Source organism: Pseudoalteromonas espejiana DSM 9414, assembly GCF_002221525.1.
Lineage (GTDB): Bacteria > Pseudomonadota > Gammaproteobacteria > Enterobacterales > Alteromonadaceae > Pseudoalteromonas > Pseudoalteromonas espejiana.
Genome location: NZ_CP011028.1, coordinates 693,721 through 707,329 on the forward strand (window position 1 = coordinate 693,721; position 13,609 = coordinate 707,329).

Sequence of the window (13,609 nt, forward strand, 5' to 3'; positions counted from 1 at the left end):
GGCCAAACTCGTTATAGCGTTTCGCTGTACTCGGTCATTACTTGTTCAACCCAGCTAGCTATGCGCTCATCGCTTAGCTCGTATTGGCTGTCTTCATCAAGCGCGAGTCCTACAAAGTATTTACCATCTGGGGTAAGGGCTTTTGAAGCTTCAAACTCGTAGTTTTCGTCGTTTGGCCAAAAGCCAAGTTGCGTAAACGACTGGGTATTTATTTCATCGTGAAGCATACCAAGGGCGTCTTGAAACCACTGTCCGTAACCTTGCTGGTCGCCCATGCCAAATAAAGCAATGGTTTTACCATTTAGGTTTACATCTTTCATGTCGTCCCACTTAGACTCCCAGTCTTCTTGTATTTCGCCAAAATCCCATGTTGAAATACCAAAGATGATAAAGTCGTACTGCTCTGCATTTTTTAGTGGTTCGTCTTTAATATTGTGTAAGGTCACTACATCGGCGCCAATAATGTCGCGAATTTTTTCTGCTGCCATTTCTGTGTAGCACGTAGTAGAGCCAAAAAATAAACCAATCTGCATCGTATTTATCACTGTGTAATTGCCTGTTATGATAGGGCGCAGTTTACCGTAAGGTATTTTTAATTGATACCTTCTACCGTGGTATTACCAACAAGAGATCACAACGTGACAACGCTACCTGACGATTTACCTGAACAAAATACCGAGCTAAGTAGCAATAGCGACTTTTTAGAAACCTTTTTAGATAGCTTGTATTTAGAACAAGGTGTTAGCGAAAACACCCTAAGCGCGTACCGCAGCGATTTAGACAAGTTTTGCCAGTTTTTAAAAGGCGAAAACCTAATGACAGTTACTAGCCTTGATATAGAAAGCTATTTAGCGCACCGCGTAGATTTAGGCTTAAAGCCTCGCAGTACCGCACGCAGCATCAGTGCACTCAAACGGTTTTATCAGTACTTTGTGCGCGAAAAACACATTTCAAGCTCACCGCTTGAAAACATAGCGCAACCAAAAGCAGGGCAGTCGTTACCTAAAACACTCTCTGAGGCTGAGGTAGATGCACTTTTAAGTGCGCCTAATATTGAAGAGCCAATGGGCCTGCGCGATAAAGCCATGCTTGAGCTACTTTATGCAACGGGCTTACGTGTCACCGAACTGGTAGGGCTACGTATGGAGCAAATTAACTTGCGCCAATCGGTAGTGTTTGTAAAAGGTAAAGGCAATAAAGAGCGCTTAGTGCCACTAGGCGAAGAGGCCATGTATTGGCTTGAGCAGTTTTTAAAAGATGGCCGCGCACAAATGATCAAACACGCCACCGATTTTGTGTTTCCGTCAAAACGTGGTGTAGGTATGACCCGACAAACCTTTTGGCATCGTATTAAACACTATGCTATTTTGGCATCTATTGAATCAGATTTATCGCCGCACACGCTGCGTCATGCATTTGCAACACATTTGCTTAATCACGGGGCAGACCTTCGAGTAGTACAAATGATGTTAGGGCATAGCGATTTATCAACTACACAAATTTATACACATGTTGCTAATGAGAGATTAAAATCGGTACACTCAGAGCATCATCCGCGCGCTTAATATGAAATTTATTATCAGCTTGGCGGTCAATTTAGTACGTATTATTAGATAGAGAAAACTATGAAAAAATTAATGTTAGCAGGTGCAATGTTGTGCACAAGTATTAGTGCATTTGCAAATGGCGTAGCGACAGCGCCAAGTGCTGATGATCCTATCGTTACTAAGTTTGCCACGCTAGGCGTAACGGTTAAGCAAATTAACCCAAGCCCAGTTAACGGCTTAAAAGAGTTAATTACAAATAAAGGTGTTTTATACGCAAGCCCAGACGGCCAGTTTTTAATGCAAGGCACGTTAATCGATTTAAACAATCGTAGTAACTTAACTGAGCAAGCGTTAAATGGTGTACGTGTTGAAGGCGTAAAAGAATACGAAGACTCAATGATTGTGTACAAAGCGCCAAACGAAAAACATCAAATTACCGTATTTACCGATATTAGCTGTGGTTACTGTCGTAAATTACACCGCGAGTTAGACGACTTACTTGATGCGGGCATTACTGTGCGCTACTTAGCATTTCCGCGTGGTGGACTACAGGGTTCTGGTTATGCTGATTTAATGAATGTGTGGTGTGCACGCGACCAACAAGAAGCACTAACAGAAGCTAAATCGGGCGCATCTACAAGCGAAATAAAAGGTTGTAGCGCACCGGTTGCAGAGCATTACCAACTAGGTCAAAGCTTTGGTATTAGTGGTACGCCAGCCATTATTTTAGAAGATGGCACCATGATCCCAGGTTACCAACCAGCGGCCGCATTAAGTGCAGCACTTGAGGCAAACAAAGCGTCTTAATAAGGCGTTTGCGTTTATTAAAAGGCCGTAATGGCCTTTTTTTGTTTTTATTTTGAATTTATAAGTAAACCTCAGCATGAAAAAACTGATCATTGCGCGCGAAAACGTAGACGACTCGTACCTGCCAAGTAATTTACACCCTGTTATTAAGCAAATTTATGCAACGCGTAACGTGCAAGATGCGCACGAGCTAAATAACAGTGCAGCTACGCTTATCGACTTTAAGTTGTTTAAAGACATAGATAAAGCCACCGAGTTACTTATAAACGCGCTTAATGCACAAAGCCGTATTTTAATTGTGGGCGACTTTGACGCCGATGGCGCAACCAGTACCGCCACGCTAATGCAAGGTTTAGCAATGTTTGGGTTTAATAACTTAGACTACCTAGTACCAGACCGCTTTAGTTTAGGTTATGGCTTGAGCCCTGCGCTGGCTGAGCAAATAGTACAAATAAACCCTGAACTGGTTATAACGGTAGATAACGGTATTTCGTGTATTGCCGGTATTGATATTTTAAAAGCCGTGGGTATAAAAGTGCTGGTAACAGATCATCACTTACAAGGCGAGCAACTCCCTAATGCCGATGCAATTGTAAATCCTAACCGCCACGATTGCGGCTTTCCGTCAAAATCTATTGCCGGTGTTGGCGTTGCTTTTTACTTGCTTATAGCACTTAGAAGCACACTACGTGAGCAAGGCCACTTTGAAACCCACGCTATGCCAAACTTGGCCGACCTACTTGATATAGTCGCCCTTGGCACCGTAGCCGATGTTGTTGCGCTTGATGCAAACAACCGCACCTTAGTACACCAAGGTTTAGCGCGTATTCGCAGTGGTAAAACGCGACCTGGTATAACGGCACTTATTGAAGTGGCGAATCGAAATGCAGCGCGTTTAAGCGCCAGTGATTTTGGTTTTTCGCTTGCGCCGCGTTTAAATGCCGCAGGCCGGTTAGACGATATGAGCTTAGGCATAGCGTGTTTACTAAGTAACGATATAAACCAAGCAAGGCGCATTGCCGGTGAACTCGATAGCTTAAACCACGCGAGGCGCGAAATAGAGCAGGGCATGCAAGCCGAGGCACAAGCTGTGCTTGATAGGCTTGCCTTTAACGACGACAACATTCCCGACGCTATTTGTTTATACCAAGAGGACTGGCATCAGGGCGTTATTGGCATTTTGGCTGGCCGCTTAAAAGAAAAATACCACCGCCCAACCGTTATTTTTGCTGGTGGCGAAAACGGTGAAATAAAAGGTTCGTGCCGCTCTATTGAAGGGCTACACATGCGCGACCTCCTCGAACGGTTAAACACCGCCGACCCTCATTTAATTAGTAAATTTGGCGGCCATGCCATGGCGGCAGGTTTGAGCATTAACGAGCAAAACTTTAACGAGTTTAAAAACGCGTTTGATACAGCCGTAAGTGCGCAGTTAAGCGAAGAAAGTAAACGCTGTATTGTATTTACCGATGGCGAGTTGCCAAACGAATGCTTTACCATGGACTTTGCTCAGCTATTGAAGCAATCAGGCCCATGGGGACAGCAATTTCCAGAGCCGGTATTTGAGCACACCTTTGAAGTTATTCAGCAGCGTATAGTGGGCGAAAAACACCTAAAATTAGTGCTTAAGCATCAATCTGGGCGGTTAGTCGATGCCATTGCCTTTGGCATTGATGTAAAAGCATGGCCCGACACCGAAGCCCGTTATGCAAAAGTGGCGTATCAGCTCGACATAAACGAGTTTAGAGGTAAGTTTAGCCTGCAATTAATAGTAAGAGAGCTTGAAAAAGTGCATTAAAAAATATGCACAATGCATGCATAAAAGGCTAATAAAACGCGCGGTTTTTTGTTAAAATCGGGCGTTTTTATCATTTGACGATAATTTATTGCGTTAGGAGCTAATTTTAGCGCGCAATAATCTAGCCATTTTGGAGTAATGTACATGTTTGAAGTGAATCCTGTGATTAATCAAATCAAGGAAATTCGCGAACGTACTGAACTGCTTCGGGGGTACCTTTGACTACGCTCTTAAACAAGAACGCTTAGAAGAAGTAAACGCCGAACTTGAAGATTCAGCCGTATGGAATGAGCCTGAGCGCGCACAAGCCCTTGGCCGTGAAAAATCAGCACTAGAAGCCGTAGTTGAAACAATCGACAACCTAGTAGCCGGTGCTGACGACGTTGAAGGTTTGTTAGAGCTTGCAGTAGAAGCCGAAGACGAAGACACCTTTGTTGAAGCGCAAACTGAGCTTGAAGGCTTAAATAAACAGCTTGAAGGTTTAGAGTTTCGTCGTATGTTTTCGGGCTCTCACGATTCAAACGATGCTTACCTCGATTTACAATCGGGGTCTGGCGGTACCGAAGCACAAGACTGGTGTAACATGCTACTACGTATGTATTTACGCTGGGGTGAAGCCAAAGGCTTTAAAGTTGAGTTAGTAGAAGCTACCGATGGCGATGTAGCCGGTATTAAAGGCGCAACAGTGCGCTTTGTTGGCGAATACGCATACGGTTGGCTACGCACAGAAACAGGCGTACACCGTTTAGTACGTAAAAGTCCGTTTGACTCAAGTGGCCGTCGTCATACCTCGTTTGCCTCTGCGTTTGTATACCCAGAAGTAGATGACAACATTGAAATTGATATTAATCCGTCAGATTTACGTATAGACGTTTACCGTGCATCGGGCGCGGGTGGTCAGCACGTAAATACCACCGAATCGGCAGTACGTATTACTCACGTACCGACCAACACGGTTGTACAGTGTCAAAACGAGCGTTCGCAACATAAAAACAAAGCCCAAGCAATGAAGCAGTTAAAAGCTAAATTATTTGAGCTTGAGCTTCAGCAACAAAATGCTGAAAAGCAAACTCAAGAAGACGCAAAGTCGGATATTGGCTGGGGTAGCCAAATTCGTTCTTACGTACTTGATGATGCACGTATTAAAGATTTACGCACAGGTGTTGAAAACCGTAATACGCAATCGGTACTAGACGGCAACCTAGACAAATTTATTGAAGCCAGCCTAAAATCTGGCCTATAACCACCAAGCTAAAAAAGAGCTAAAAAATGACTGATCAAATCCAAGACGAAAATAAGTTAATCGCTGAGCGTCGCGGCAAGTTAGACGCTATTCGCGAAAATTGCCCAGCCAACGGTCATCCTAATCAGTTCCGTCGTGAACATTACACGGCTGATTTACAGGCTGAGTTTGGTGATAAGAGTAAAGAAGAATTAGTAGAGCTTCAGCATGTTGTATCAATTGCTGGACGTATTCTTGCTAAACGTGGTCCTTTTATGGCAATTCAAGACATGAAAGGCCGTGTACAAGCATACGCATCTAAAGATGTGCAAAAAGATTTAAAAGCAAAATATGGTCAACTAGATATTGGCGATATTATTGGTGTTAAAGGCGCACTTAATAAATCAGGTAAAGGCGATTTATACGTAGAAATGACCGAGTACGAACTACTTACTAAGTCACTACGCCCATTACCAGAGAAGTTTCATGGCTTATCAGATCAAGAAACTAAGTACCGTCAACGTTATGTTGATTTAATTACTAACGAAGCAACACGCGAAACATTCCGTATTCGTTCACAAGTAGTTGAAGGCATTCGTCGCTTTTTAGCTGAGCGTGACTTTATGGAAGTAGAAACGCCTATGCTACAGGTTATTCCTGGCGGTGCATCTGCGCGTCCATTTGTGACTCACCATAACGCACTTGATATAGACATGTACTTACGTATAGCGCCTGAGCTTTACCTTAAGCGTTTAGTGGTAGGTGGTTTTGACCGCGTATTTGAAATTAACCGTAACTTCCGTAACGAAGGGTTATCAACGCGTCACAACCCAGAATTCACTATGATTGAGTTCTACCAAGCGTACGCTGATTACATCGACCTGATGAATATCACCGAAGACATGCTACGTACTGTTGCAACTAACGTATTGGGTAGCCCAATTGTCGTTAATACAACTAAAGACGAAAACGGCGAAGTAATCGATTCAGTAGAGTACGACTTTGGCCAACCGTTTACACGTTTAAGCATGGCTGATGCTATCTTAAAATTTAACCCTGAGTTTGATGCTGCGGTATTTAATGACCCAGAAAACCACTTTGATGAATTAAAGGCGTACGCTAAACAAGTACACGTTAAAATTCCTGAAAATTGTGTGTGGGGCCCAGGTAAGTTTTTATGTGAAATATTTGAAGAAACGGCTGAGCACATGCTTATCCAACCTACATTTATTACTGGTTACCCGTGGGAAGTGTCTCCACTGGCGCGTCGTAACGACGAAAACCCATTTGTTACCGACCGCTTTGAGTTTTTTGTTGGCGGACGTGAGCTTGCAAATGGTTTCTCGGAGCTTAACGATGCACAAGATCAAGCTGAGCGCTTTACTCGTCAAGTTGAAGAGAAAGACGCAGGTGATGATGAAGCAATGCACTACGATGAAGACTACATACGCGCACTAGAGTACGGCTTACCGCCTACTGCTGGTGAAGGTATTGGTATTGACCGACTAGTCATGTTGTTTACTGATTCACCAACCATAAAAGACGTTATTTTGTTCCCGCATATGCGCCCACAAGCTGACTAGCTTAAACTAACAAAATAAACACTAAAAACGCCGCTAAATTTTAGCGGCGTTTTTGTATGCCCATAAAGGCAATTGTAATAATACCAATCCGTAATAATACTTAATCATTTTTAGGGGCTAAACGTGTTGCTACCTGCGTTAAAAATTTTATTTAGAACAACTGAATAGCGAATTTTTTGCCTTGCTATCAACACGCTTTTACATCATCAAAATAGATCACTTAATTATACGGATTGGTATAATAACTTGGAGAGAAAATTGCTTAAAAAAAGAAGGCAAAAAGTTTGTTGAAGTACTTACCACTTTTAATTAATTAGTACTAAACTAATTTTAAAAGGTAGTTATTAATAATTATTAATGGTTAATTCAGATTGGGTTATCTATTGTAGGCGCAAATAAAAGATTATTAATCGCAGTGCTATAACTTAGCTTTATGACTGTTTTTTAAACATTTTGTTGTATTTATGTAAAAAACTTAGCTAGAATACGGCCGAATTTTAGGCTGGGTTAAAATAGCACGCTAAATATGAATTCTCAAATGGACTTAGAATAAAATATGAAAGACAACCGAGTTGAAGAATCGCCAGAAACCGACACAACTGAACAAAAGCGACAAGCCTATTACAGAGCCTGCATTGCAGAGTTTCAGCAGTTAGGTTACCAAGAGCAATATTTAGAACAACTAAAAGATGATTTAGTGCCTTTAATGGGCGTTAACCCGCAAGACAAAAACATTTAAATCGTATACTTTTCAAACCAATTATATAATTAATGCCTACTTATGCGCGTTCTCTAACCAGATAGTCATTTTTGACATAAAAGTGTTTGACATATTTTCTGAAATCTTTATTATACGCCCCACAAGACGGAGAGGTGTCCGAGTGGCCGAAGGAGCTCCCCTGCTAAGGGAGTATAGAGTTTGTAGCTCTATCGAGGGTTCGAATCCCTCCTTCTCCACCATTTCTTTTAATGGCGAGTCTTGTAAAGTAAAGATTGGGCGCATAGCTCAGCTGGATAGAGTACCTGGCTACGAACCAGGCGGTCGGAGGTTCGAATCCTCCTGCGCCCACCACTCTTTACACACTCTGCTTAGAGTATAAACAAGCAAACAGTAAAAGTGGGCGCATAGCTCAGCTGGATAGAGTACCTGGCTACGAACCAGGCGGTCGGAGGTTCGAATCCTCCTGCGCCCACCACTTTTACAACACTCTGCTTAGAGTATAAATTAGTAAAAAATGAAAGTGGGCGCATAGCTCAGCTGGATAGAGTACCTGGCTACGAACCAGGCGGTCGGAGGTTCGAATCCTCCTGCGCCCACCACTTTCATACATAAGCCGACATAAGCGTCGGTTTTTTTGTGTCTAAAATAATACATAAGTTAAGCTCACATTTTTAAAATGTGTACTTAAATTGGTTATTTTAGAAACTCAACTTAGAGTATAAATAAGAAAAAATGAAAGTGGGCGCATAGCTCAGCTGGATAGAGTACCTGGCTACGAACCAGGCGGTCGGAGGTTCGAATCCTCCTGCGCCCACCACTTTCTATTACTACTTAAGTTAATAGAAAAGAAGCCGACGAAAGTCGGTTTTTTTGTGCTTGGAATAAAGTAAAGCGTAGATATAAATAAAGTACCTTACTGCGAACCAAGCGCTCGGAGGTTCACTCTTACAAGGTACGTCCTGCGGCCACCACTTTCTATTACTACTTAAGTTAATAGAAAAGAAGCCGACGAAAGTCGGTTTTTTTGTGCTTGAAATTTAAGAAAACCATAAGCCAAGCCTAACTAAACACCTCTGCTTACAATTTCACGTAGACGCAGAACTTGTTCGCGTGAGAAGCGAAGCTTCTAATTACTTACGTATCTAATCAAAACCATTTACGAGCGATGCTCGTCGCGCCAGCAAGCTGAGCGCCTACAGTTAAACTTTAAATTGTGAGTTAAATTATCATCGTAGACGCAGAACTTGTTCGCGTGAGAAGCGAAGCTTCTAATTACCTACGTATCTACTCAAAACCATTTACGAGCGATGCTCGTCGCGCCAGCAAGCTGAGCGCCTACAGTTAAACTTTAAATTGTGAGTTAAATTATCATCGTAGACGCAGAACTTGTTCGCGTGAGAAGCGAAGCTTCTAATTACTTACGTATCTACTCAAAACCATTCACTGCTCTTTAACTTAAGCTGTGGTATTTTAAACACCTTGTTTAAAAGGATCTTGCTGTATGTTTAAAGCCGTATTTATCACCTTTGTATTATTATTTAGCAGCTTATTTAATGTGAATGCGAAGCAAAGCGAAGCGCAAAATTTACCTGTGGTTGGCGCTGCGCAGTTCGCACATTATTTGCCACAATTAAAAAACAAACGTGTTGGGCTTGTGGTAAACCAAACATCACTTGTTGCTAACAAGCATTTAGTCGATGCCTTACTCACTAAAAATATAAACATAACCAAAATTTTTGCACCTGAGCATGGCTTTAGGGGCGATCACGATGCCGGTGCCCATGTAAAAAATGCAGTTGATAGCAAAACCGGTATCCCACTTATTTCTATTTATGGCAAAAACAAAAAACCAAGCGCCGAAGCTCTTAGCAATGTAGATGTTATTATTTTTGATATACAAGATGTAGGCGTGCGCTTTTATACTTACATAAGCTCTATGCATTACATGATGGAAGCCGCAGCAGAGCAAGGTATTGAGTTTATTGTACTTGATAGGCCAAACCCCAATATTGCCTACGTTGATGGGCCAATACTTGAGCGCGACTTTAAATCGTTTGTAGGCATGCACCCAATACCCGTGCTGCACGGCATGACGGTAGGCGAGCTTGCTAAAATGATCAAAGGCGAAAGCTGGATCAATAAAGCCGCTGATTTAAAGCTTACTGTGATCCCCGTTGATCATTACTCGCGCACAACATCCTACAGCTTACCTGTAAAACCCAGCCCTAATTTACCGAACGATCAATCAATTACGCTTTACCCGTCGCTGTGCTTTTTTGAGGCAACGCCTATAAGTATTGGCAGAGGCACCGACTTTGCGTTTCAGGTAATTGGCTATTCGCCCGTTGCGCTTGGAGATTTTAGTTTTACACCGCGCTCTATTAAAGGCGCGGCAGCAAACCCTAAATTTAAAAATATCCCTGTAAAAGGGCTTGATTTACGTGCGGAAAATACGCATGGGCTTAATTTAAGTTACTTAATAACGGCTTATAGTAAATTAACTAAAAACAATATTACCTTTTTTGAACGCGCTGATTTTATGGATAAACTAGCAGGTACTAATAAGTTACGTTTAGCTATTGAAGCAGGGCAATCAGAGGGACAAATAAAACAAAGTTGGCAGCAAGGGCTTGAGGCATTTAAAAAGCAACGTGCGCCATATTTACTATACAAGTAAGGGTTATAAATGGCGTTAGTAATAAACACAAAAATAAGCACTTATTTTAAAGCCACTTTAGTCGTACTTATGGGCCTTACACTTGCAGCGTGTAGCAGCAATAAAGCTAATGATTTTACATCGAGTGAGCTTAAACAAAGTAATTTGGTAACGCTTCCAAATGCACAAGTAGTGGTTACCTTTCCTGAGGCTAACCCAAGTAGCCGTGAATACGTAAATAACCGTGGCACATTTAAAGCGTACAAAGGGCGAGGGCAGTTATTAATTCAAAATAAAAACGCGATAAGCGCCGATATATTTATTAATAACCAAAAGCTTAATATTACCAGCCAGCTAGCCGCGAATACTTTATACGAGTATTCGCTCGCAAGGCGTACTCATAACGGGGTAAATACGTTTAAAGTTGAAAATATTAAGCCTGAGGGCGCAAGCCTTACCTTACGCTTTGAGTTTCCGACGTTAAATACCGCTGCGCAAAGTAATATAGATTTTAGCCAAGTCGATGCCCTTATTGAAAAAGACGTAAAAGCAGGTTTTCCGGGGGCGGTATTGGCCGTTGTTAAAAGTGGCGAACTCATAAAGCTTAGCGCCTATGGCGATGCTAAGCAGTACCAACAAAGTGATTTAATGCTACTACGCCCAGAGCCAATGCAAACACATACTTTGTTTGATTTAGCGTCTAACACCAAAATATTTGCCACTAACTTTGCCCTTATGAAACTCGTAAGCGAAGGGCTTTTAAATATAAACAAACCCGTACAACGTTATTTACCTGAGTACAAAGGCGATGGGCGCGAGCTGCGCACAGTAAAAGATTTACTCACGCATACAGCGGGTTACCCGCCGGTGTTTGATTTTCATCGTAAAAGCACTAAAAACGGCGATGCGTATTTTTCGCAAAACAGCCAAACCACTAAGCAGCTGTTACTTACGCAAGTACCGCTAAGTAATAAATACCCCGCACAAGCAGTATACTCAGATATTGATTATATGATTTTAGGCGTACTGGTTGAGCGTATAGCCGGGCAATCACTCGATGACTACCTAGAGCAACACATTTACGCCCCACTTAAACTAACCAATACGGTATTTAACCCGCTTAAAAAGGGCTTTAAACGTCCTGAATTTGCAGCCACCGAGCTTAGCGGTAACACCCGCGATGGGCGTATTAAGTTTGATAATATTCGCACTAATGTTTTGCAAGGCGAAGTGCACGACGAGCGAGCATTTTATTCGTTTGATGGCGTAGCAGGGCATGCGGGTTTATTTAGTAATGCACCCGATTTAGCGGTGCTTAGCCAAGTGCTATTAAACCAAGGTGGCTTTGGCAATAACCAGTTATTTAGCGCATCAACCTTAGCGCAGTTTTTAACGCCACAATTAAACAACGAAACCTACGGCCTTGGTTTTAGGCTTGCCGGTAACAACCAAGCTAGGCGTTGGCACTTTGGCCCTTACGCAAGTGCACAAGCGTATGGTCATACCGGTTGGACGGGCACAGTTACTGTAATTGACCCAACATACGATTTAGCCATTATTTTATTGACCAATGCGCGCCACACACCAATAAAAGGCACCCAAAAACATTACCAGTTTTTGGGCAAACAATACGAGACCGCGCAATATGGCTCGGTGGTATCGCTTATTTACGAAGCACTACTAAATCAATAAATTATCGTTTAGGTTAAAATGGCCTAAGTGCAGTGCCTTAAGTGATTTATTTGCAGGTGACTTAACTAAGCCAATCCATTAAGCTAAGCGGTTTACAAATTCAGGCCACATTTTTTAAAACGGCTTGCAAAATAAGCGTTTCAACGTGAATAAGCGAACGCACTTCGCTATTAATAAAGGTTAATTTATGTCTTGGTATTCTATATTACCGCCGCTCATTGCTATCGCCATCGTATTTTGGCGAAAAGAAGTAATAATGGCACTTTTGGTGGCTGTGGCTTCATCAGAACTTTTACTCGCAATACAAGGCGAAGGTAATACCTTATTTGCTACATTTTTAAATACCATTGAGCGCATAATATCGGTAGCCAGCTCGCCAGGTAACACCCGCATTTTAATATTTAGTATTATGATTGGTGCTTTGCTTGCCTACATACGCGAATCGGGCGGCGTAGCAGCCACCGTTAATATGCTAATGAACAAAGGCATTGCAAAAAGTAAGCGCCAAGTTGGCTTTTTAACCATGTTTACCGGCATCGCAGTATTTATAGAATCAAACCTAAGTGTATTAACCTCAGGTATTGTATCGCGCGGCCTGTTCGATAAATTTAAAATGAGCCGAGCACGCCTTGCTTACATTATTGATAGCACCAGTGCACCGGTATGTATTTTAATACTGCTTAACGGCTGGGGCGCATTTGTACTGGGTTTACTTGGCAATTACGAGCTAAGCGAATCGGCAGTCTCTATTTTATGGGGCAGCGTAGGGTATAACTTTTACGCCATTATCACCTTAGTCATTGTGTTTTACACCATCGCGTTTGATAAAGTGCACGGCCCAATGAAAGAAGCCGAGCAAAAGCTAGAGCTGCAAAAAACCGACCTAAAAGAAGAAGTAAAAGGCTCTAAAGCGCGCTACATGCTCGTGCCATTATTAACACTTATTGTGAGCATGGTAGGCTTTATGTTTTACACCGGTAACGGCGTATTAGCAGAAGGTAGCGGCTCTAAATCAGTATTATACGCAACCGTGTTAGCCATTGTGGTTGCTTACGCTTTAATGATTAGCTCACGCCAATTTACCCACCATCAATTAGTAGACACCGGCTTTAAAGGCATGGGCGAGCTATTACCATTGGTAAGTATTGTATTGCTTTCGCTTACACTTGGCGCAAGCTTAAAAGAGCTAGGCACCGGCGTATTTGTCGCATCGCTAGTAGGCGACTACCTACCAATTTATTTAATTGTACCTGTGCTGTTTTTAACGGGCGCGGTTATGTCGTTTACTACGGGTACATCGTGGGGCACATTTGCCATACTCATCCCTATTGGCGTGCCACTTATTCAAGAGCTTGGCCTACCGCCCTCACTTGTAGTGGGTGCTATTTTGGGTGGTGGTATATTTGGCGATCACTGCTCACCCATATCCGACACCAGCGCCGTATCGGCACTCGCCTCGGGTTGTGACTTACTCACCCACGTTAAAACGCAGCTACCGTACGCATTATTTGGCGGCGCACTGACGTTTATAGCGTACTTAGTAACAAGCATAATTGTGTTATAAACACATTTTAAAATAAGTC

Annotated in this window: 10 protein-coding genes and 5 tRNA genes; 14 read left to right on the top strand and 1 reads right to left on the bottom strand. The window is 42.5% G+C overall.

Annotated elements, in window-relative coordinates:
* Positions 1 to 11: 11 nt before the first annotated feature.
* Positions 12 to 533: a flavodoxin FldB gene (gene fldB, locus PESP_RS03120; RefSeq protein WP_089346734.1), complete on the bottom strand. Its 522-nt coding sequence runs from the start codon at positions 531 to 533 to the stop codon at positions 12 to 14.
* 105 nt (positions 534 to 638) lie between these two features.
* Between fldB and xerD the strand changes: the two genes are divergently transcribed.
* The 14 genes from xerD (at position 639) to PESP_RS03190 (ending at position 13,590) form a co-directional block, all read left to right on the top strand.
* Positions 639 to 1,565 (top strand): site-specific tyrosine recombinase XerD, encoded by a 927-nt coding sequence (gene xerD / locus PESP_RS03125; RefSeq protein ID WP_089349092.1) that lies wholly within the window; start codon positions 639 to 641, stop codon positions 1,563 to 1,565.
* Between the two features lie 60 nt (positions 1,566 to 1,625).
* Complete coding sequence (gene dsbC / locus PESP_RS03130; RefSeq protein WP_089346735.1) at positions 1,626 to 2,354, top strand: bifunctional protein-disulfide isomerase/oxidoreductase DsbC; 729 nt, start codon at positions 1,626 to 1,628, stop codon at positions 2,352 to 2,354.
* Positions 2,355 to 2,430: 76 nt separating this feature from the next.
* The gene (gene recJ, locus PESP_RS03135; RefSeq protein WP_089346736.1) at positions 2,431 to 4,152 is read left to right on the top strand and encodes a single-stranded-DNA-specific exonuclease RecJ; all 1,722 of its coding nucleotides are present in this window, start codon (positions 2,431 to 2,433) and stop codon (positions 4,150 to 4,152) included.
* A gap of 144 nt (positions 4,153 to 4,296) precedes the next feature.
* A protein-coding gene (gene prfB, locus PESP_RS03140) for a peptide chain release factor 2 (RefSeq protein ID WP_099052188.1) occupies positions 4,297 to 5,395 on the top strand; the annotation gives its coding sequence in 2 pieces (ribosomal slippage) (positions 4,297 to 4,371 and positions 4,373 to 5,395; 1,098 coding nt in all).
* 26 nt (positions 5,396 to 5,421) lie between these two features.
* Entirely contained in the window at positions 5,422 to 6,957 is a 1,536-nt protein-coding gene (gene lysS, locus PESP_RS03145) for a lysine--tRNA ligase (protein WP_089346737.1), read from the top strand.
* A gap of 556 nt (positions 6,958 to 7,513) precedes the next feature.
* Positions 7,514 to 7,696, top strand: coding sequence for a hypothetical protein (locus PESP_RS03150; protein ID WP_089346738.1), 183 nt, complete (start codon positions 7,514 to 7,516; stop codon positions 7,694 to 7,696).
* A 128-nt stretch (positions 7,697 to 7,824) separates the two neighbouring features.
* Positions 7,825 to 7,917: transfer RNA gene (locus PESP_RS03155), tRNA-Ser, on the top strand.
* Positions 7,918 to 7,952: 35 nt separating this feature from the next.
* Positions 7,953 to 8,029 (top strand) — tRNA-Arg (locus PESP_RS03160).
* A gap of 47 nt (positions 8,030 to 8,076) precedes the next feature.
* Positions 8,077 to 8,153: transfer RNA gene (locus PESP_RS03165), tRNA-Arg, on the top strand.
* A 47-nt stretch (positions 8,154 to 8,200) separates the two neighbouring features.
* A tRNA-Arg gene (locus PESP_RS03170) sits at positions 8,201 to 8,277 on the top strand.
* A 141-nt stretch (positions 8,278 to 8,418) separates the two neighbouring features.
* Positions 8,419 to 8,495: transfer RNA gene (locus PESP_RS03175), tRNA-Arg, on the top strand.
* A gap of 684 nt (positions 8,496 to 9,179) precedes the next feature.
* Positions 9,180 to 10,355: an exo-beta-N-acetylmuramidase NamZ family protein gene (locus PESP_RS03180; RefSeq protein WP_089346739.1), complete on the top strand. Its 1,176-nt coding sequence runs from the start codon at positions 9,180 to 9,182 to the stop codon at positions 10,353 to 10,355.
* 9 nt (positions 10,356 to 10,364) lie between these two features.
* Entirely contained in the window at positions 10,365 to 12,026 is a 1,662-nt protein-coding gene (gene pbp4b / locus PESP_RS03185) for a penicillin binding protein PBP4B (protein ID WP_089346740.1), read from the top strand.
* A 187-nt stretch (positions 12,027 to 12,213) separates the two neighbouring features.
* Positions 12,214 to 13,590, top strand: a complete 1,377-nt coding sequence (locus PESP_RS03190; RefSeq protein ID WP_089346741.1) for a Na+/H+ antiporter NhaC family protein — start codon at positions 12,214 to 12,216, stop codon at positions 13,588 to 13,590.
* Positions 13,591 to 13,609 lie beyond the last annotated feature (19 nt).